Origin of the sequence: Streptomyces sp. NRRL B-24484 (assembly GCF_000717715.1) — a bacterium.
In the GTDB taxonomy this organism is placed as follows: Bacteria; Actinomycetota; Actinomycetes; order Streptomycetales; family Streptomycetaceae; genus Kitasatospora.
In genome coordinates this window covers 49,487-69,446 of the sequence record NZ_JOAI01000028.1, presented here as the reverse complement: position 1 = coordinate 69,446, position 19,960 = coordinate 49,487, and the positions used below count along the sequence as shown (strand labels likewise).

General features: G+C 75.0%; 16 protein-coding genes and 1 pseudogene. 5 read left to right on the top strand and 12 right to left on the bottom strand.

Features of this window, described 5'->3' with window-relative positions; genetic code table 11:
- Positions 1–183: 183 nt before the first annotated feature.
- Positions 184–915, top strand: coding sequence for a FadR/GntR family transcriptional regulator (locus IE98_RS0124375; protein WP_030272329.1), 732 nt, complete (start codon positions 184–186; stop codon positions 913–915).
- Between the two features lie 77 nt (positions 916–992).
- Here IE98_RS0124375 and IE98_RS0124370 read toward each other — a convergent pair whose 3' ends face one another.
- The 4 genes from IE98_RS0124370 to IE98_RS42990 all read right to left on the bottom strand — a co-directional run bounded on the left by IE98_RS0124370 (position 993) and on the right by IE98_RS42990 (position 5,221).
- A complete protein-coding gene (locus IE98_RS0124370) occupies positions 993–2,153 on the bottom strand; it encodes an acyl-CoA dehydrogenase family protein (protein ID WP_030272327.1) in 1,161 nt (386 codons plus the stop codon).
- A gap of 8 nt (positions 2,154–2,161) precedes the next feature.
- Complete coding sequence (locus IE98_RS0124365; protein ID WP_052390907.1) at positions 2,162–3,355, bottom strand: CaiB/BaiF CoA transferase family protein; 1,194 nt, start codon at positions 3,353–3,355, stop codon at positions 2,162–2,164.
- 168 nt (positions 3,356–3,523) lie between these two features.
- Positions 3,524–4,033: a YbaK/EbsC family protein gene (locus IE98_RS0124360; RefSeq protein ID WP_052390906.1), complete on the bottom strand. Its 510-nt coding sequence runs from the start codon at positions 4,031–4,033 to the stop codon at positions 3,524–3,526.
- Between the two features lie 177 nt (positions 4,034–4,210).
- A complete protein-coding gene (locus IE98_RS42990) occupies positions 4,211–5,221 on the bottom strand; it encodes a DUF6777 domain-containing protein (protein ID WP_199922955.1) in 1,011 nt (336 codons plus the stop codon).
- Between the two features lie 758 nt (positions 5,222–5,979).
- Between IE98_RS42990 and IE98_RS0124350 the strand changes: the two genes are divergently transcribed.
- Complete coding sequence (locus IE98_RS0124350) at positions 5,980–7,347, top strand: streptophobe family protein (RefSeq protein ID WP_063748997.1); 1,368 nt, start codon at positions 5,980–5,982, stop codon at positions 7,345–7,347.
- 337 nt (positions 7,348–7,684) lie between these two features.
- Here IE98_RS0124350 and IE98_RS0124345 read toward each other — a convergent pair.
- The 3 genes and pseudogenes from IE98_RS0124345 to IE98_RS0124335 form a co-directional block, all read right to left on the bottom strand.
- Positions 7,685–8,525: pseudogene (locus IE98_RS0124345) on the bottom strand (serine/threonine-protein kinase); the annotation flags it as partial.
- The gene (locus IE98_RS0124340) at positions 8,522–9,052 is read right to left on the bottom strand and encodes a hypothetical protein (protein ID WP_043174992.1); all 531 of its coding nucleotides are present in this window, start codon (positions 9,050–9,052) and stop codon (positions 8,522–8,524) included. The gene IE98_RS0124340 and the pseudogene IE98_RS0124345, both read right to left, overlap by 4 nt.
- A gap of 6 nt (positions 9,053–9,058) precedes the next feature.
- Positions 9,059–11,410 (bottom strand): FHA domain-containing protein, encoded by a 2,352-nt coding sequence (locus tag IE98_RS0124335; RefSeq protein ID WP_030272314.1) that lies wholly within the window; start codon positions 11,408–11,410, stop codon positions 9,059–9,061.
- Positions 11,411–11,602: 192 nt separating this feature from the next.
- Between IE98_RS0124335 and IE98_RS0124330 the strand changes: the two genes are divergently transcribed.
- From IE98_RS0124330 to dacB, 3 genes are all read left to right on the top strand, one after another.
- On the top strand, positions 11,603–11,878 hold the full coding sequence (locus IE98_RS0124330) for a hypothetical protein (protein WP_030272312.1): 276 nt from the start codon (positions 11,603–11,605) through the stop codon (positions 11,876–11,878).
- Positions 11,859–13,256 (top strand): PQQ-binding-like beta-propeller repeat protein, encoded by a 1,398-nt coding sequence (locus tag IE98_RS0124325; protein ID WP_234443654.1) that lies wholly within the window; start codon positions 11,859–11,861, stop codon positions 13,254–13,256. Before IE98_RS0124330 ends, IE98_RS0124325 begins: the two co-directional genes overlap by 20 nt.
- A 248-nt stretch (positions 13,257–13,504) precedes the next feature.
- On the top strand, positions 13,505–15,127 hold the full coding sequence (gene dacB / locus IE98_RS0124320) for a D-alanyl-D-alanine carboxypeptidase/D-alanyl-D-alanine-endopeptidase (RefSeq protein WP_052390905.1): 1,623 nt from the start codon (positions 13,505–13,507) through the stop codon (positions 15,125–15,127).
- Between the two features lie 67 nt (positions 15,128–15,194).
- Here dacB and IE98_RS50160 read toward each other — a convergent pair whose 3' ends face one another.
- From IE98_RS50160 to IE98_RS49365, 5 genes are all read right to left on the bottom strand, one after another.
- On the bottom strand, positions 15,195–16,172 hold the full coding sequence (locus tag IE98_RS50160; protein WP_052390904.1) for a type II toxin-antitoxin system PemK/MazF family toxin: 978 nt from the start codon (positions 16,170–16,172) through the stop codon (positions 15,195–15,197).
- A 129-nt stretch (positions 16,173–16,301) separates the two neighbouring features.
- Complete coding sequence (locus IE98_RS44975; RefSeq protein WP_052390903.1) at positions 16,302–17,537, bottom strand: hypothetical protein; 1,236 nt, start codon at positions 17,535–17,537, stop codon at positions 16,302–16,304.
- A gap of 11 nt (positions 17,538–17,548) precedes the next feature.
- Positions 17,549–19,261, bottom strand: coding sequence for a serine/threonine-protein kinase (locus tag IE98_RS0124305; RefSeq protein WP_234443653.1), 1,713 nt, complete (start codon positions 19,259–19,261; stop codon positions 17,549–17,551).
- Between the two features lie 190 nt (positions 19,262–19,451).
- Positions 19,452–19,757, bottom strand: coding sequence for a dsRBD fold-containing protein (locus IE98_RS42975; RefSeq protein ID WP_052390902.1), 306 nt, complete (start codon positions 19,755–19,757; stop codon positions 19,452–19,454).
- A complete protein-coding gene (locus tag IE98_RS49365) occupies positions 19,754–19,924 on the bottom strand; it encodes a hypothetical protein (RefSeq protein WP_159401039.1) in 171 nt (56 codons plus the stop codon). The genes IE98_RS42975 and IE98_RS49365 overlap by 4 nt, the downstream gene beginning before the upstream one ends.
- Positions 19,925–19,960: the final 36 nt, after the last annotated feature.

The following is a 19,960-nucleotide window of genomic DNA, read 5'->3' as shown; positions in this document are numbered from 1 at the left end:
GCAGCCACGGCGGTGTGGGTGCGCCCTCCGAACGTTCAATGGCCCGGAACCAGACCATTGGATGGGCAGCATCGTTCACCCTGGGTTCGGGGCACGTCAAGAGGGCGCGGCGAAGGACCCGGCCGACCGGCGAAGGCCCCCTGCCGACCGGGGCCGGACGTCGGGGCTGGGTACGATGCCCGCGTGGACGAGGCAGGGATCGACTGGCAGGCGGGGGCGATCTTCCGGCCCGTCCGGACGGGCAACGCCTTCGAGGAGACCGTCGAGCGGCTGCTGCAGGCCATCAAGCTCGGCGTCTTCGGCCACGGCGACCGGCTGCCCGCCGAACGCGAGCTCGCCGCCCGGCTCGGCATCGGCCGGGAGACCCTGCGGGAGGCGATCCGCTCGCTGCAGCAGGCCGGCGCGGTCGAGTCCCGCCGCGGGCGCTACGGCGGCACCTTCGTCACCTACCGGATGCCGCCGCCGGACGTCGCCGACCTGCGCAGGGCCGCCAGCGACCTCGGCGGGGAGCTGGAGGACGCGCTGACCTACCGGCTCGTCCTGGAGGCCGGCGCGGCGGAGACGGCGGCCCGCCGCGACCTCACCGCCGACCAGCGCGCCTACCTGCAGCGGCGGCTCGCCGACCTGGAGCAGGCCCCGCCGGAGGAGTACCGGCGCCTCGACTCCCGCTTCCACCTGGCGATCGCGGAACTCACCGGCTCCCGCTCCCTCGCCACCGCGATCGCCGAGGCCCGGATGCGCCTGAACGACCTGCTGAACGCGATCCCGATCCTGGACCGCAACATCGACCACGCCGCCCACCAGCACCGCGACATGGTCGACGCCATCCTCGCCGGCGACGCCGACACCGCCCGCCGCGCGACCGAGGAGCACCTGGCCGCCACGGCCGCCCTGCTCCGCGGCTTCCTGGGCTGACGGGCACCGGAAGCGGTGCCGGACGCAGCGCCGGAGCCCCGCCGGGTGAGTCCGACGGGGCTCCGGGGCGGGCCGGGTCAGCGGTAGGCGGGGATGCCCGTGAGGGCCTGGCCGATGACGAGGGTGTGGATCTCGCTGGTGCCCTCGTAGGTGAGGACGGACTCCAGGTTGTTGGCGTGGCGCAGCGGCGAGTAGTCCAGCGAGATGCCGTTGGCGCCGAGGATCGTGCGGCACTCGCGGGCGACGGCGATCGCCTCGCGGACGTTGTTGAGCTTGCCGACGCTGACCTGCTCGGGGCGGATCCGGCCCTGCTCCTTGAGGCGGCCGAGGTGGATCGCGAGCAGGGCGGCGTTGTTCACCGAGACCGCCATGTCGGCGAACTTCTGCTGGGTGAGCTGGAATCCGCTGATCGGCCGGTCGAACTGGATCCGGTCGCCGCCGTAGGCGAGGGCGGTCTGCAGGCAGTCGCGGGCGGCACCGACCGCGCCGAACAGGATGCCGAACCGCGCCTCGTTGAGGCAGGACAGCGGTGCACCGAGCCCGCGTGCCTCCGGCAGCTGCGCGGAGGCCGGCAGCCGGACGTCGGCGAAGCTGAGCTCGGCGGTGGTGGAGGCCCGCAGCGAGAGCTTCTGCTTGATCTCCCGGGCCTCGAAACCGGGGGTGCCGCGCGGGACGAGGAAGCCGCGGACGCCCTCCTCGGTGGCGGCCCAGACGGTGGCGATGTCGGCGATCGCGCCGTTGGTGATCCACATCTTGGCGCCGTTGAGGATCCAGTCCTCGCCGTCGCGGACGGCCCGGGTGCGCATGCCGGCCGGGTTGGAGCCGAAGTCCGGCTCGGTGAGGCCGAAGCAGCCGATCGCCTCGCCGGCGGCCATCCGCGGCAGCCACTCCTGCTTCTGCTCCTCGGAGCCGTAGCGGTGGATGGAGTACATCGCGAGCGAGCCCTGCACCGAGACGAAGCTGCGGAAGCCGGAGTCGGCGGCCTCCAGCTCCAGGCAGGCGAGGCCGTAGGCGACGGCCTCGGTGCCGGCGCAGCCGTAGCCGTCCAGGTGCATGCCGAGCACGCCGAGCTTGCCGAGCTCGGGGGCGATCTCCCGCGGGAAGTGCGCGTTCTCGAACCACTCGGGCAGGTTCGGGCGGACGTGGTCGGCGAGGAAGCGGGCCACGGTCGCCTGGATCTCCCGCTCCTCGTCGGTGAGCAGCGAGGGGATGTCGAGCAGGTCCAGCGGGTCCTTCATCGGGCCGGTCACGGGAGGTCTCCGTTCGTGGGGTGGTGGGGTGCGTCGAGCCAGGCGAGGAGTTCGTCGGTGTGCTCGCCGAGCCGTGGCGGGGCCAGGCGGTAGGCGGGCGGGGTGCGGGAGAGGCCGATCGGGTTGGCGACCAGGCCCTGGTCGGTGCGGGGCGAGAGTCCGAGGCGTTCGGCGAGTCCGAAGGCGTCGGCGAGGTCGTTGACCGGGCCGCAGGGGACGCCGAGCGGGGTGAGGTGCTCAAACCAGGCGGCGGCGGTCCGTTCGCGCAGGCGGCGGCCGATTTCCCCGGCGAGGTCGTCGACGTGGGCGACGCGGTCGGCGTTGGTGGTGAAGCGCGGGTCGTCGGCGAGGTCGGGGGCGTCGAGGCCGCGGCAGAGGGCGCCGAACTGGCGGTCGTTGCCGACCGCGATCACCAGCGGCCGGTCGGCGGCGCGGAACACCTCGTACGGGGCGATGGAGGGGTGCCGGTTGCCGAGGATGCCGGGCACGCTGCCGGCCAGGGTGTAGCCGGCGGACTGGTTGACCAGGCTGGAGAGCAGCGTGGAGAGCAGGTTGACCTCGACGAGCTGGCCCCGGCCGGTGGTGTCGCGCTCGCGCAGGGCGGCCATGATGCCGAAGGCGGCGTGCAGTCCGGTGAGCACGTCGACGAGGGCCACCCCGGCCTTGACCGGCTGCCCGGGGCCCGGTCCGGTGACGCTCATCAGGCCGCCGACCGCCTGGATCAGCAGGTCGTAGCCGGGCAGCGCGGCACCCTCGCCGGTGCCGAATCCGGTGATCGAGCAGTACACGGCGCGCGGGTTGGCGGCACTGACGTCCTCGTGGGCGAGGCCGTGCTTGGCCATCGTCCCGGGACGGAAGTTCTCCACCACCACGTCGGCGCGCCGGACGAGTTCGAGGGCGCGGCGCCGGTCGTCCTCCTCGCGGAGGTCGAGGGTGAGCGAGCGCTTGTTGCGGTTGACCGAGAGGTAGTAGGTGGCCTGGCCGTCCGGCGCGTAGGGCGGTCCCCAGGCCCGGGTGTCGTCGCCGCCGTCCGGGCGCTCGACCTTGACCACGTCCGCGCCGAGGTCCGCGAGGAGCATCGTGGCGTACGGCGCGGCGAGCACCCGGCCGAAGTCCGCGACCAGTACTCCGGCGAGCGGTGCACGTGGAACTGCTGCGCCGGCGATCGATTCGGTCGGTTCCGTCCCCATCGGCACCTCCTTCGTTCGGTGTGGCGCACATTCTGCGCACCCGAACCGCGGTTTGGCAGGCGACGAAATGGAGTGTCGCCAGGGGGTGGCGCTGGACGTTCCGTCCAGGTCCCCCGCCGGTCGCAGCGGCCGGATGGGCTTGGCGCCCGGATGTCGGGCGGTGGGACGTCAGGCCGCGGGCGGGGCGGTCGAGAGGTCCTCGACCACCTCGGCGCCCGGCAGGTGCGCCATCAGCGCGCCCGGGGCGATCAGCAGCTTGCCCGCCCGGTCCCCGCCGCCGAGCACGATCTCGGTGCGGCCGAGCACCGGCGCGTCGACGTAGACCGGCATGCCGGGCGGCAACGCCACCGGGGTCACGCCGCCGACCTGCATGCCGGTCAGCGCCACCGTCTCCTCGGCGCCCGCGAAGGAGACCCGGCGGGCACCGAGCAGCCGCTTGACCGCCCGGTTGACGTCGAGCCGGCGGGTCGCCTGCACCAGGCAGGCGGCGTAGCCGCGCGGTTCGGTCTTGCCGACCACCAGGATGCAGTTGACGGAGTCCTCCGGCGTGTAGCCGTACTGCTCGCAGAACTGCGCGGTGTCGGCGAACGACGGGTCGATCTCCAGCCAGGTGTACGGCACTCCCCAGCCGTCCAGTACGGCGCGGACCGACCCGGCGATACTCTGCGTGCTCTCCATGCGCCCCGAAGCTACCAGCCGGTCGCCCTGCCGTGGCGGACAGCCCGCCGTGACGCCGCGCCCGGCGGAGCGGTACGGCAACCGGGCCGGGAACGGAGACGGAACGGGGGTTGGGGCCAGGACGGGGACGGCCCGGTGCCGGGCTCCGCGCGTGGCGGCGCCCGGCACGGGGTGGGTTCAGGACTGCGGCGAGACCGGTTCGGCGGCCGACTGCGGGCCCGAGGAGACCCCGGCGGCGGACTCGCCGGACGAACCGGCGCCGCCCGAGGACGGGCCGCCCCCGCCCTTGGAGGCGGGTGCCGAGCTGGGGGCCGAGCTGGGGGCCGAGCTGGGGGCCGACGGCGAGCCGGACTCGGAGCCGGACGGTCCGGAGCTCGGGGGGCTCGACGGCGGCGAGGACGGCGACCCGGAGGACGGGCTGCCGCTCGACGGCGAGCCGGAGGAACCCGAGGTCGACGGGGAGCCGGAGGACGAGGAGGTCGTCGGTGGCATCGTCACGTTCGTGGTGTCGGTGTGCCCCGTCCCACCGGCCGGGCGGCCGAAGGCGGTGCCGTTCGGGTCCACCAGCACGACCGTCTTGATCGGCTGCGGCGCGGGCGTCACGGTGACCACCTGGTGGCCGTTGAAGCCGGCCCAGGGCTGCCCGTTGTAGCTCGCCGGGGCTCCGGGGTCGACCGGCGGCGTCAGCGGGTTGCCGCAGGCGCAGCGGACCCGCGGCACGCCCTGGTTGTCGATCAGGACGGCGGTGCCGGTCTGCAGCACCGCCTGGTAGGCGGTGGCCTGGCCGTTGCTGAAGCCGTGGTTGGTGACGCGGGTGTCGGCGCGCAGCACCACCGGGGTGAGGCTCTTGAGGTAGCCGTCGATCTGGTTGGGCTGGATGCCCTCGACGCCGGCCCAGGCCTTGGCCTTGTCCGGGTTGGCGGCGAGGAATCCGCTCAGCTTGGGCACGTCGCAGCTGGAGACGTTCATGGTGCCGCCGTACAGGCCGACGTCGCCGCCGCTGCGGTTGCCGCCCGTCGGCGGTGCGACGGTCGCCGTTGCGGTCGGGGCGGGGCTCTGGCCGGCGACGGAGTCGGTGAACGGGTCCTGACCGGCGGTGCCCGCCGACTGCAGGGCGACCGGCTGGGCGGCCGCGGTGGAACCGCCCCCGCCGGAGAGCACCAGGCCGAGGACGATGCCCAGCACCACGGCGGCGATGCCGGCGGGCAGGACCGTCCGGGGGTTGCGCCACCAGGCCGTCCGCCGGTGCCCGCCGCGACCGCTGCCGCTCGCGCCGGACCCTCCACCGTCGCCTCCGCCCCCGCCGCCCCCGCCGTCTCCGCCACCACCACCGGTGACGACCGTGCGGGCGTTGCTCGGCGGGCCTCCCCGGCCGCCGCTGCCGCTCGCTCCGCCCGGGCCGCCGGGGTGCGCCCCGGGGCCGGAGGTGGGGCCGGACGGCGGTCCGGAGGGTGTGTCGGGGAACGCGGACGTGTGGCCGGGGCCGGCCGGTCGGTTGCCGGAGGACGGCGGCCCGGAACCCGGGCCGGACAGCGGGCCCGAAGGCGGTCCGACCGGACCGTCGGGCGGGCCGTCGGGCGGGCCGGACGGCTGGTCGGGTGACGGTGGCAGCGGGCTCACGGGTGTTCCTCCCGTTCCTGGGCACCCCCCGCACGCCATTCTCCGCGCGCCCGGCCCGGCCCGCGCGACAGCTCGCAGTCGTCCGGCCACCCGGCCCGCATCACCCGCCGGCCGACCTGCGGTCCCCGGCCCCGGACCGGCGCGCACCCGGCCCCCGGTCCGCCCGGCATCACCACCCCGGGACCGGCCGCCTCCCCCTCCACAGCCCCGGTGCTCCCCCGGCGCGGCAGGCATGCGGTCGCGGCTCGCGGGCTCGCCGTCCGCCGTCCGCTGGCGGAGGCTGGGAAGGAGACCCCACCGGACAGCCGACCCGGCAGGAGCCGATTGTGCGGACGAGCAGCGGGCCCGGCGCCCGTACCAGCGGCGGGCCGGCGGCCCGCACCGGCGGACCCGCGGGCGAACTGCGGCACTGGGGCGAGGCCCTGACGGCCGTGCTGGCCGCCGTGGTGGCCATGGTCGCGGTGGCCGCGATCGGCCTGTACTTCGCCGGCGCGAACGACCTGCCCTCCGGCGGGTACGGCTCGGTGGTCGCGGCGACGGTGCTGATGGCCTGTGGCGCCTCGGCCAGGGTCGAGGGCGGCGCCGCGTTCGTGGCGGGTGCGAAGGGCGGCATCGAGGCCGTCCCGCTCTCCGTCGCGCTGACCGGCGCGCTGCTGCTCGGCTGGCTCTTCCTGCGTCCGATGCGGCTGCACGCCACGGTGAGCGGCCGCGAGCTGCTGGCCCGGGTGGGCCGGGTCGCCGTGCTGTGGGCGGCCGCGCTGCTGCTGCTGTCGATCCCGGCCGAGAAGAGCTTCGTGGTGTCGACCGGCGAGCCGCTGATCGACGAACTCGGCGGTCTGGTCGGCGGCTCGCCCACGGTCGGCTTCGCGGTGGACACCGGTCGCGCGGTCGGCCTCGGCCTGCTGTGGCTCGCGGTGGTCCTGCTGCTCGCCCTGGCGGTCTCCCGGCGGACCCCGCTGCCGCTGCCGCTGCTGCGCTTCCACAGCACCGTCCGCCCTGCCGCGCACGCGGTGCTGACCCTGCTGCTGGTCTACGTCGCGCTGGCGCTGCCGGCCGGCCTGGTGGAGGCCGCGGTCGGCGGGCACGCCCGGCAGACCCTGGCCGTGGTTTTCCTCGGCCTGCCCAACCTGGCCTGGCTGGCCCTCGGCATCGGCATGGGCGGGTCCTGGCACGGCCACGTCGACGGCACCCTCGGACTGCCGATGCCGCAGCCGCTGGCCGGGGTGCTGAAACAGAACCAGGACGTCCGGCTGGACGCGGCCACCCTCACCGACCAGGACTCCCGGACGTGGCTGCTCGTCGCCCTCGCGGTGGTCGCCCTGCTGCTCACCGGTGTCGGCATGGCGATGCACGCCCCGCCCGGGATCAAGGCCTGGCGGCACGCGGTGCACCTGGCGGTGGCACTGGCCGTGGCGATGCTGCTGATCGGTGTGCTCACCCGGATCTCGGCCGCGTACGGCCTCACCCTGCTCGGCTTCGGCGGCAGCGGCGCGGCGGTGCTGGAACCGGACCTGCTGGTGCTGGTGGCGGTGGGCGCGGTCTGGGGCGCGGTGGCCGGGCTGATCGGCGGCTGGACGGCGGCCCGGGTGCGCCACGACGCCGTGCACGCGGCGGAGCACCCGCCGCAGCCGGGGGAGGAACCGAAGGACGGCGGCCCGGGCGCGTCCGGGGCTCAGTCGCGGTCGGTGCCGTAGACCGGCATGGCCCAGTCCGGCGGCGCCGGTGCCGCGGACGACTCCGGTGCCGCGGGCAGCACCGGGGAGGGCCGGACGGACTCCGGGGAGGCTGCCACGGACTCCGGCGGCCCGGCCGCCGCCGCGGGCTCCTCGGCCGGCGCAGGTTCCTCGGCCGGCGCAGGTTCCTCGGCCTCCGCGGGCTCCTCGGCCTCCGCGGGCTCTTCGGCCGGCGCGGACTCCGGCGGCGCCGACGTCCCCGGTGCCGCGAGCCCGGGCGGCGCGGCGGACTCCGGCAGCTGCGGGACGAGTTCGGTCGGGGTCGGCACCGGGATCGCCGCGACGTGCTCCACCCCGTGCAGGGCGCCGACGAAGGCCAGGCAGCTGTCGTACCGCTCGTCCGGCGTCTTGGCGAGGGCCCGGATCAGCACGTCGTCCAGGGCGGCGGGCAGGTTGGGGCGGTGCTCGCTGAGGTGCGGCGGCGGGTCGTTGAGGTGCGCCCACAGCTGGGCGAGGTCGTCGTCCCGCTGGTAGGGCGGGTTGCCGGAGAGCATCTCGTAGACCACGCAGGCGAGGCTGTAGACGTCGCAGCGGCCGTCCACCGGCTTGCCGTTGATCTGTTCGGGGGCGACGTAGTCCAGGGTGCCGACGAACTGGCCGACGGTGGTCAGGCCGGAGAGCGAGAGGGACTTCTTGGTGAGTCCGAAGTCGGTGAGGTAGACGTGCTCGGGGTGCTCGGAGTCGGTGCCCTCGGCGACCAGGATGTTGCCGGGCTTCACGTCGCGGTGGACGAGGTCGTGGCCGTGCGCGGCGTCCAGCGCGGAGGCGACCTGGGTGGTGATCCGCACGGTCTGGCGCAGCGAGAGCGGTCCCTCGCGGTCGAGCAGGACGCGCAGGTCGCGGCCGCTGACGTAGCGCATGGCGATGTAGAGCAGGCCGTCGGCCTCGCCGGCCTCGTAGACCGGCACGATGTGCGGGTGGTCGATGGCCGCGGCGGCCTTGGACTCGCGGGCGAAGCGCTCGCGGAAGACGTCGTTGCGGGCGAGGTCGGGGGCGAGCAGTTTGACCGCGACCGTCCGGCCGAGGCGGAGGTCCTCGGCGCGGTAGACCACGGCCATGCCGCCGCGGCCGATCAGCTGGTCCAGCCGGTAGGCGGCGAGTTGGTGGCCGGTGAGGTCGGTCGGTGCGGCGGTCGTCATGCGGCGTCACCCCGGGTGCCGGCCGCGGACCTCTTGGCGGCGGGCGGGTCGACGGTGGCGTAGGTCTGCATCCGGGTGCCGTCGCTGAAGAACCAGCGGCCCTGGTCGAGGTCGAGCAGCCAGGCGGAGGACCCGTCGATGACGGCGCCGAGCCGCAGGTTGCGGCTGCGGTCGCGGAAGGTCTCCAGGTCGATCAGGCCGTCCGCGTAGTCGCCGACCAGGCGGCGGTAGGTCGCCAGGGCCTTCTCCAGGGCGGCGAGCAGGGGGCGCGGGTCCTCCATCGGGGTCAGTGGGTGGTCGGTGCCGGACGGCGGGTGCGGCAGGGTGACGAGCAGCCGCCCGTCGACCCAGGCCGACCAGCCGTTGGAGCAGACGATCCGCGCCCAGTTCCCGCTGCTGTCGGCGAGCCGGACGGGCAGCAGCGGGTCCAGCCGTACGGACGGCCGGGACGGGTCCGGGCCCGCCCACGTCTGCAGCCCGTCGGCGGGCGCGACGTGGGTGGGCTGGAACTCGTACGGCGCGGTCATCGGCGGTCACCTCCGCATCACGGCGGGTTCGTGACGGCGCAGCAGACGCAGGACGAGCAGGCCGAAGAGGACGCTCAGCACCACCATCATCCCCATGTCGAGCAGCCAGACCGAGGCCTCGTGGCGGAAGAGCGGGTCGGCGGTGAGCGGTTTGGGCACGGAGGCGTGCAGGTCGACGGTGGAGGCCATCGCGGCGAAGGCCCAGCGGGAGGGCACCAGCCAGGAGAGCTGGGCGAGCACGGGGGTGCTGTTGAGCTGGATCAGGGCGCCGCAGAACACCACTTGGACGATGGCGACCAGCACCAGCAGCGGCATGGTCACCTCCTCCTTCTTCACCAGGGCGGAGATGAGGAGGCCGAGCATCATGGCGGTGAAGGCGAGCAGGGCGACGGCCAGGGTGATCTCCAGCAGCGGTGGCATGAGGACGCCGCCGCCTCCCTGGGGCCGCAGGTCGACGCCGAGCAGCGCGACCATGGTGAGCACCACCGCCTGGACGACGGTGACGGTGCCGAGCACGATGATCTTGGACCAGAGGTACGCCGATCTGGACAGGCCGACGGCGCGTTCTCGCTGGTAGATGACGCGTTCCTTGACGAGTTCGCGCACCGAGTTGGCGGCGCCGGTGAGCACCGCGCCGACGCAGAGGATCAGCAGGGCGTTGAAGACGCTGTCCTCGGCGAGCTTCTTGCCGGCCAGTGCCCTGGCCATCACGCCCATCACGAACGGCAGCGCGATCATGACCGCGAGGAAGGTGCGGTCGGCGGTGAGCGCGGTGGCGTAGCGCCGGACGAGGGTGCCGACCTGGTGGTGCCAGCGCTGCGGGCGCGGCGGCTTGGGGGCCGGCGTCTCGGCGGCGGCCGGGGTGGTGCCCGGGGCCGGGCCGGGGCGGTCCATGGCGCCGGCGATGTAGCGGCGGTAGGAGGGCGAGGAGCGGAACTGGCCGGCCCAGTCGCGCTCGGTGTCGTTCTCGAAGGCGTCGAAGGCGTCCGGCCACTGCTGGAAGCCGAAGAAGTCGAGGGTCTCGCCGGGCGGGCCGTAGAACGCGATCCGGCCACCGGGGGCGAGCAGCAGCAACCGGTCGCACACGTCGAGGCTGAGCACGCTGTGCGTGACGACGATGACGGTGCGGCCGTCGTCGGCGAGGTTGCGGAGCATCTGCATGACCGAGCGGTCCATGCCGGGGTCGAGGCCGGAGGTCGGCTCGTCGAGGAAGAGCAGCGAGGGCTTGGTGAGCAGCTCCAGGGCGACGCTGACGCGTTTGCGCTGGCCGCCGGAGAGGCTGGAGATCACCTGGTCGGCGCGCTTCTCCAGACCGAGTTCGGTGATCACCTCCTCGACCCTGGCCTCCCGTTCGGCGGCGGCGGTGTCGTCGGGGAAGCGCAGTTCGGCCGCGTAGCGCAGGGCGCGGCGCACCTGCAGCTGGGTGTGCAGGATGTCGTCCTGCGGGACGAGTCCGATCCGGCGGCGCAACTCCGCGTAGTCGCGGTAGAGGTCGCGGCCGTCGTAGCGGACGGTGCCCTCGTTCGCGGGGCGCAGCCCGGTGAGGGCGTTGAGCAGGGTGGACTTGCCGGCGCCGCTCGGGCCGGCCACGGCGAGCAGCATCTTCTGGCCGACCGGGAAGGTGACCGAGTCGAGCAGGCGGCGGCCGCCGTCCACGGTGACGCCGAGGCCGTCCACGTCGAGGTCGACGTCGCCGGTGTCGACGAACTGCTGCAGTTCGTCGCCGACCAGGCAGAACACCGAGTGGCCGATGCCGATCAGGTCGCCCTCGCCGACCAGGGCGTCGAGCACCGGCTGGCCGTTGAGGTAGGTGCCGTTGTGGCTGCCGAGGTCGACGATCTCCCAGCGGCCGTCGGAGCGGGCGCGCAGTTCGGCGTGCCTGCGGGAGACCGACAGGTCGCCGACGACCAGCTCGTTGTCGAGGGCGCGGCCGATGTGGACGACCTTCGCCGGGAGCGGACGGACGGTGGTCGGCGGCCGCATCGAGCCGGTGATGGAGGTGAGTGCGGACGGCCGGCGGTCGGCCACGGGCCGGGCGGGCAGCTCGCGCAGGGTGCAGCGGGGTCCGTCGGCGGCGCTGCCGAACCTCATTTCGCTGCCGGCGCCGACGTCGAGGTGCCGGATCCGGTGACCGTCGGTGTAGGTGCCGTTGGTGGACCCGGTGTCGTCGAGCTCCCAGTGGTCGCCGTCGGCGTGCAGCACGGCGTGGTGCCAGGACACCCGGGGGTCGCTGAGGAAGACCTCGCTCGTCGGGTCGCGGCCGACGTGGTAGGTGCGGCTCGGGCTGATGACCTGCGAGTCGCCTTCGGTCTCGAGTACCAGCTGCGGCGCGGTGAGCGCGGCGGGTCGCTCTCCCATACCGCCGATGGTAGCCGCGCCCCGGGAGGCACGCCCGGTGCCGCCGCGGCGCCCCTGCGACGGGCGGCGGCCGCGGCGCGGGGGCCCGCGACATGCCCACGGCGGGACGATTCGGCCGGAAACAGGTGTGTCACCCGGTATGTCTTGGGGCATGACGAGTTCGTACTGTCGGCCGCACACCGGGGAGGCTCCGTGAACACCTGGGCGACCTGGACCACGCAGGGCATCCTCGCCGGCACCGGAGGGGTGCGAACGGTCGAGCTGGGCGTCATCAAGGGCGATCTGACGGTCCACACGACGTGGATCGACGGGGAGGTCCGGCTGACGGTCCAGTACAGCGGGGCGCTGGACTGGTTCACCGTGGAGGGCAGCCCGGTGGCCGCCGGGGACGAGTCGGCCGCTCGCGAGCTGCACCAACGCATGGTGGAGGCGGTGAAGGCCGGCGGCGGTGCGACAGCTCCGAGCTGACCGGCGGGTGCTGCTGCCCGCGGTCGCCGCGGCCCTGGCCGCCCTGGTCGCCGGGTGCACCTCCGGCGGCGGCGCGGCGGTCAGCACGGCCGCGCCGTCCACGGTGGTCGCCGGTGCGGCCTCGCCGACCCCGCTGCGGGCCGGGGACTGGCCGACCTACCACCGCGACGCACTGCGCACCGGCACGGCCCCCGACGCCGCCCCGGTCGGACCGCTCGGTACGGCCTGGACGACGAAGCTCGACGGCGCCGTGTACGGGCAGCCGCTGGTGGTCGGCGACAAGGTGCTCGCCGCGACCGAGAACAACACCGTGTACGGGCTGGACGCGTCGAGCGGTGCGGTGGTGTGGAGCCGTCACCTGGGCGCCCCGGCGCGGGCGGCCGAACTGCCGTGCGGCAACATCGACCCGCTCGGGATCACCGGCACACCGGTCTACGACCCGGCGACGGGCCGGGTCTTCGCGGTCGGCGAACTCGCGGGCGGGCGGCACGTGCTGGCCGGGCTCGACGCGGCGACCGGGGCGCTGGAGGTCCAGCGCGAGGTCGAGCCGCCGAAGGGCGATCCGCTCGCCCACCAGCAGCGCTCGGCGCTCGCGCTGTGGAACGGCCGGGTGGTGATCGCGTTCGGCGGTCTGTTCGGCGACTGCGGCGACTACGTCGGCAGCGTGGTGTCGGTGCCCACCAGCGGCGCCGGGACGGTGCTGTCCTACGCGGTGCCGACCGGCCGCGAGGGCGGGATCTGGGCGAGCGGCGGGCCGGTGGTGGACGGCGACCGGCTGCTGGTGGCGGTCGGCAACGGCGAGTCGACGGGCGGCACGTACGACGGCTCGGACTCGGTGCTGGCGCTCTCCCCCGAACTGCAGCGGGTCGACTGGTTCACCCCGTCGACGTGGGCGGACGACAACGCGCAGGACCTCGACCTCGGTTCGCTCTCGCCGGTGCGGGTGGGCGGCCACGTCCTGGCCGTCGGCAAGCGCGGCGAGGCGTACCTGCTGGACGCGCAGCACTTCGGCGGCATCGGCGGGCAGGTCGCGCAGGCGACGGTCTGCCCGGCGTACGGCGGGGCCGCGGTGGACGGCTCGACGGTGTACGTGCCCTGCCAGCAGGGCCTCGCCCGGGTGACGGTGGGCCAGGACGGCTCGCTGCACCAGGACTGGCAGGTGGACCTGGAGCGCGGCGGTTCGCCGGTGGTCGGCGGCGGCGCGGTCTGGGTGGTGGACGACCACCGCGGGCTGCTGCTCGCCCTGGACCCGGCGAGCGGGCGGGTGCTGCAGCAGGCGAAGACCGGCCCCGCACCGCACTTCGCCTCCCCCGTGCTCGCCGGCGGACGGGTGCTGGTCGGCACGGACGCCGGGGTCACGGCCTTCTCGGTCGGCTGACCCCGCTCCCCCGCGGCGGGGCGCGGCAGCGCCGGAGGGCCGCCGGAGGGCCGCCGGAAAATTGGTGTGAGACCTTTCGGGCCCCTGCGGCGTGTACATGGACAGGAGCGTGCACCCGGGCACGGGGGACGGCCGCACGGCCACCCCGCCCGAAGATCAACTGATGTCGCATCAGCTGATAATGTGCAGGCCAAAACGGGGGCGTGGGCGACGCGCGCGCCCCGCCGTACCCGATTCCTGGAGCATCTGTGCCCGCACGCCTGTACCGCCGCGGCCTGCCGCTGGCCGCCGCCGCACTCGCCGCGTCCCTGCTCGCCGGCTCGGCCCAGGCCGACAACCCCGCCCCCTCCGACGCGACGCTGACGGCCGACCTCGACGCACTGCTCGCCGACGCCCGGCTCGCCAACGCGCAGGCCGGCGTCCAGGTCCTCGACGCCGCCACCGGCCAGGTGCTGTACTCCCGCCAGCCCGGCGCACTGCTCACCCCGGCGTCCACCATGAAGACCGTCACCTCGACGGCCGCCCTCGACCTGCTCGGCGCCGACTACCGGTTCACCACCGAGGTCCGCAGCACCGGCACCACGTACGGGAACAAGCTCGCCGGCGACCTGGTGCTGAAGGGCGGCGGCGACCCCAGCCTGCTCGTCCAGGACCTCGACGACCTGGCGGCCAAGGTCGCCGCCTCGGGCATCACCACCGTCACCGGCCGGGTCCTCGCCGACGGCACCCGCTACGACTCCACCCCGCTCGGCCCCGGCTGGACCTGGGACGACGAGCCGTACTCCTACAGCCCGCAGATCTCCGGCCTGACGGTCGCCAACGACTCCGAGTACACGATGGACACCGTCCAGGTGACCGTCACCCCGGGCGCGGCCGGCGAGAAGGCCAAGGTCGCGCTGGTGCCCGCCGAGGCGCCGATGAAGTTCAGCGGCAGCATCACCACCGGCGCGGCCGGCACCGGTGCCAGCGCGGGCGTCGACCGCCGCCGCGGCGCCAACGAGCTGCTGCTCACCGGCAGCGTCGCCGCCGGCTCCGCCCCGGCCACCTACTGGGTGACGGTCGAGGACCCGGCCACCTACGCGGCCAAGGTCTTCGCCGGTGCGCTCGCCCGGCACGGCGTGACGGTGCAGCGCGGCGTGGCGTCGGCCACCGGCGCCGAGACCTCGACGGCGATCGCCTCGCACCAGTCCAAGACCCTCGCCGAGCTGATCGTCCCGATGCTGAAGATCAGCAACAACGGCATAGCCGAGCACCTGACCAAGGAGATCGGCAAGGTCAAGGGCGGCAAGGGCGACTGGGCCACCGGCGTCGCCCAGGTCAAGGGCTTCCTCAAGGCCAACGGCCTGGAGACCCCGGGCGGCCGCCAGGTCGACGGCTCCGGCCTCTCGCGCTACGACCTCATCAACCCGGCCAAGATGGCCGGCCTGCTCAAGGTCGCCCAGGACAAGCCCTGGTTCAACGCCTGGTACAACGCGCTGCCGGTGGCCGGCAACCCGGACCGGATGGTCGGCGGCACCCTGGCCGCCCGCATGCGCGGCACCAAGGCCGAGAACAACGTGCACGCCAAGAGCGGCTCGATGAGCGGCGTCGACAACCTGATGGGCTACGCCACCGCGCCCGACGGCCACAAGCTGATCTTCTCCGTGATGTTCAGCAACTTCGCCGGCACCAGCCCGCGCCCGGTGATCGACGCGATCGCCGTCCGCCTCGCCTCCGGCCCGGCCGCCACCCCGAGCGCCCCGGCCGCCACCCCGGTCACCCCGAAGCTGAAGTCGCTGAACGCCCCCGCCCGCGGCGGCGACGAGGCCACCGGCACCAAGTCCGGCACCGGCACCCGCTGGGAGGACTGCGAGAGCGTCGGCCGCTGCTGACCGCCTCCGCCCCGCACACCGTGGCCGGGCTCCCGGGACTCCTCCCGGGAGCCCGGCCACGGTGCCGTCAGGCGGCCGTGGACCGGCGGGCTCCGCGCGGCGGCTTCACCAGCGGCAGGGTGCGGCCGCGGACCACCCGCCACACCCCGACCGGGCACGGCCCGGCGTAACGGCGCAGCCGGTCCGCCGTGAGCGTGCGCGGCCGCAGGTCGAGGCAGCTGTCGTGGGCCGCCTCCGGGTTCCAGCCCGCGGTGGGCAGCCGGATGTGGTCGCTGCGGCCGAGCCGGTCCTGGCTGGTGCTCCTCAGCACCTCCAGCCGGTCGTCCAGGACGCGGACCACCAGCACCGGCCGGTCCTTGGACTCGCCGGACTCCTCGAACGGCACGTCCGCCCACCAGATCTCGCCCGGCACCGGCCGGCGCCCCGGCGGGCGGAGAGCGCCGGCCGTCCACTCGACCGGGGGCAGCCCGGCGAGCAGCCGCACCCGGGGCAGCCGCCAGAACGCGGCGGCCGCCGTACCGAGCGCCACCGGCAGCGCCACCGCGGCCAGCACCGCGACCGTCGACCGCTCGGGCGCACGCACCGTCCAGACCGCTGAGGCGGCCAGGGCCGCCGCCGCGCCGGCCGCCGCCCGGACGGGGCCCAGGTTGAGCAGCCCCCAGCCGAGGATGCACAGCACCACCGCGAAGGCGGTGACGGCGCCCAGAGCGAGCAGGTGGTCGAAGTCGGGGCCACCCCGGTGGTACGAGAGCAGCGCGGCGGAGACGGCCGCGGCGAACAGCGCGAGCGAGCGCGCCGCCAGCCGGTACCAGGGGAACCGGCGGCGCCGGTCGGGCCGGCGGGCCCAGGCGGTGGCGACCGCGGTGGCGACCGCCAGCGCGGCGAGGGCGGGCCAGCGGTCCGCGCCCTGCGCGAGCTCGCGCTCGACGTCCGGGTCGGTGTGGCGCAGGTGGACGACCAGCACGGCGCAGGCCACGTAGGTGAGCGAGGTCAGCCAGAGCACCGGCAGCAGGAGCACCAGGCGCTTCGCGGAGCGCAGGATCATGGACGCAGGGTAGGGCCTGCACGCCCCCGCGGACAGGGGCGTCCCACCCGGTCGCGTTGACATGGTGTCAGTAACGCGCCGGCACCCGGCCGCAGCGGGCGGCCGGGTGCCGGGGGCGGGGCGTGTCCGTCAGGGGCAGGTGTAGGGGAAGCTCACCGAGGTGCTGCCGCTGCCGGGGCCGACGACCTCCAGGGTGGCCGTGGCCTGCATGCTGCCGTGGCCCTGGAAGGTCCAGCGGAGCACCACGTCCGTGCTGCGGCGGCCGTTGGAGACCGGCTGGGTGAGGACACCCGAGTCGGTGCCGTCGCTGCGCTTCCAGCGGTAGCGGACGGTGCCCGCGCCACCCTCGGTGGAGATCGTGCCGGTGATCACCGCCGTGCCGTCGCAGCCGGGGCCCTTGGCGTTGTCCGTGCGGACGGCGACACCGGTCACCGCGACCGGCCGGCCGTAGCGGTCCCAGGCCAGCCAGGCGAGCACGGCGAGCAGCAGGAGCAGCGGCAGCAGCAGCCAGCGGCGGCGCCGGCGCTTCGGCTGCTCCGGGGCCGGCGGCACCGCGGTCGCCCCGTGCCAGACGGCGGCCGCCTGCGGGGGGACGCCCGGGCCGAACCGCTGCAGCCCGTCCTGCACGGCGGGGGCCGGAGGACCGGGAACGGCAGCCGCGGCGGCGGCCGCAGCCGCTGCCGGGGGCACGGGGGTGCCCATGGCGGGCGTGATCGGGGTGCCCATCGCCGGGGTCTGCGCGGGGACGGCGGTGCCGACCGGCGGGGTCGGCCAGACCTGCGGGTCGAGGAAGGTGGCGCTCTCGAAGCTCTCGACCGGCGGCTGCTGCTGCGCGGGCGGCGGGACGTACGCCTGCGGCGCGGGCCGCGTCCCGGGACCGCCGAGCCGGACGGTGGCCTCGGGGTTCGGCTGCGCGGGGTTCAGCCGGACGGTGCCCTCGGGGTCGGCCGCGGGCACCGGCGACGACCCGAAACGGACGGTCGCCTCCGGGTCGGGCCGCTTCGCCGGGCCCAGCCGGACGGTGCCCTCCGGGTCCGCCGGCTGCTGCTTCGCCGGGCCGAACCGGACGGTGCCGTCCGGGTCGGGCACGGGTGCGCCCGCGGGCGCGTTCAGGCGGACGGTCGCGTCCGGGTTCGGCCGCGGTGCGTTCAGCCGGACGGTGCCGTCCGGGTCGGGCTGCTGCTTCGCCGGGCCCAGGCGGACGGTGCCCTCCGGGTCCGGTGCGGGCACGGGCGAGGAGCCGAGGCGGACGGTCGCCTCCGGGTCGGGCTTCGGTGCGTTCAGGCGCACGGTCTCGTCCGCCCGGGGCGGCTCGGAGCCGAAACGGACGGTGGCGTCCTCGTCCGGCTGCTGCGGGGTGCTCATGTCTCGTTTCCTCAGGTCAGGATGACGCAGTAGCTCGTGTTGACGGGACCGGACGTGCTGCCCTGACCCGATTCGGCCGCCGGACTCGAACTCACCTTCGCGGTCCAGGAGCCCGACCTGGACGGAGCCGACACCGTGGTGGTGAAGGTCTTCGTCCCCTTGGGGATGGTGATCGGGACGGTGGAGACCGGCAGACGGCTCACCCCCGAGTACCAGGAGAGGGTCACCGTGCCGCTCGCCACGCCGTCCGTCGCGGCCGTGATGTGGGCGACCACCTCGTAGTTCCCGCTGCCGCAGGTGGTGCTGACGCCCAGCCGCATGACCCGCAGGGTCGGCGGCGGCGGGGCGCTGGTGCTGGGCTTGGTCGGCGGGGTGCTGGGCGGGGTGCTCGTCGGCGGGGCCGTGGTGGGCTTCTTGGTCGGGGTGGGGTCCGGCGAGGCGGACGGGGAGGCCGACGGCGAGGCGCTCGGCGACGCGGAGGCCGATGCCGAGGGCGAGGCCGACGGGGAGGCGGACCCGGAGGGCGATCCGGACGGCGAGGCGCTCGGCGACGGCACCGCCACGGGGCCGTCGGCGCCGAAGGTCGTGGTGGCCTTCGGCGCGGCGACCTCGGTGGTCGTCGTCGAGTCGGAGGCACCGGCGGCCGCGACCCCGGCGAGGGTGCCGCCGAGCAGGACGAGACCGGTGGCCGCGCTCAGCAGCTTGGCCCGCGGGCCGAACCGCCGGACGGCCGCGACGCCGCCGTCCGCGGGCGGCGACAGCGTGGTGGTGGCGACCGAGGTGTTGCCGGCGGCATGCCCGTGGGCGTGCGGCAGCAGCAGCGGCAGCAGGGCGACCAGGCCGGCCAGCTGGCGGCGGCCGCGCTCCTCCCACTCGGGCCCGTACGCGCCGGCGGCGGCCGCCTCCAGGTCGGCGACCAGGTCGGCGGCGCCCTCCGGCCGGTCCTGCGGGGTCTTGGCGAGGCCGGAGCGGATCAGCGGGCGCAGCGCCTCGGGGGCCTGCTCGTCGGGGATGTCCGCCTCGGTGTGCTGGACGGCCAGCTCCATCAGCGTGGTGCCGGCGTACGGCTTGGCGCCGGTCAGGCACTCGAAGAAGGTCGCCGTCGCCGCGTAGACGTCGCCCCGCGGGGAGGCGGCCGCGCCGGCCCACTGCTCGGGCGCCATGTAGGCGGGGGTGCCGGCGATGTCGCCCTTGGCGCCGCTCTGCACCGCGATGCCGAAGTCGACCAGCTTGGAGACGCCCTCGGTGGTGACGATGACGTTGCCGGGCTTGTAGTCGCGGTGCACCACGCCGGCCCGGTGGGCGTCGGCGAGGCCGAGCAGCGAGCCCTTGAGCACGGTCAGCGCGGCCTCGGGGCCGGTGGCGCCCTCGGCCTGCAGCAGGTCGCGCAGCGAGATGCCGTCGACCAGCTCCATGACGATGGCGGCGCCCTGCGGTCCCTCCACGTACTCGTACAGACGGGTGACGTGCGGGGAGTCGAGGCCGCCGAGCAGTTCCGCCTCGGTGCGGAAGTTCTCGTGATCGGCGTGGTCGCCGTTGAGGTACTTGACCGCGACGGGGGTGCCGGTCGCGTCGTGGCTGGCCAGCACGACGCGCCCGGCCGCTCCCGCACCGAGCTCGCGCTCGTGGGTGTAGCCGGGGAGTTCCCAGCGCGCGTCCTGCGGAATCGCAGCGTCCTGGGGGGCCTGGCCCTCGGGGCCGCCCTTGCCTCTGTTCTCGTCCACCGTTCCTGCCACCATGACGTCGATCACCGTACCGGCACCGTACCGGGCGTACGGCCACCGACAGTGACGCACCCGTGGTCCGGCGGGTTCCGGTCCACGGGTGCTGGAAGGTCACGATTCAGCTGTTTCGCACACTACTTGTCGCCTGCGGCTACCTTCTTCCGGCGGTGGGCGGGTCGGTCGTGCACGGTCACTCCGTGTCGCGGCGGCGGGCCGACTCGGCCGCCTCGGCGGCGACGGAACCGGCGTGCACCAGGCGGTGCCCGAGGTCGAGCAGCGCCCGGCCGACGGCGAGCTCGTCGCCGATCATCGGGACGGCGGGATCGTGGCTGCTGCGGCGGGCCTCGGCGTCCGCCTGCATCGCGCCGGTGCCCGCCGTCACGGTGCCGCCGGACTCGAGGACGGCGTGCGCCCTGGTGACGTCGCCGTCCTCGGTGACCATCAGCCGCACCTGCCACTCACTGGTGTGCGGCCCCTCGCCGGCGAGCGCGCTCACCGGCCGAGCTCCTCGGCGGGCTCGTCGAGGCGGTCGCCCTCGGCCATCGACTCGTCCTGCGCGTGCGCGGTCTGGTACGAGGTGATGCCCTCTTCGGGGTCGCGCGAGCGGACGTCCTCCTCGTCCCGCTCCGCCTTGTCGTTCATCCGCTGCTGCATGTCGGACATGGCCGCTCCCTGCGCTCGGGCGGTCGGCGGGCCCGT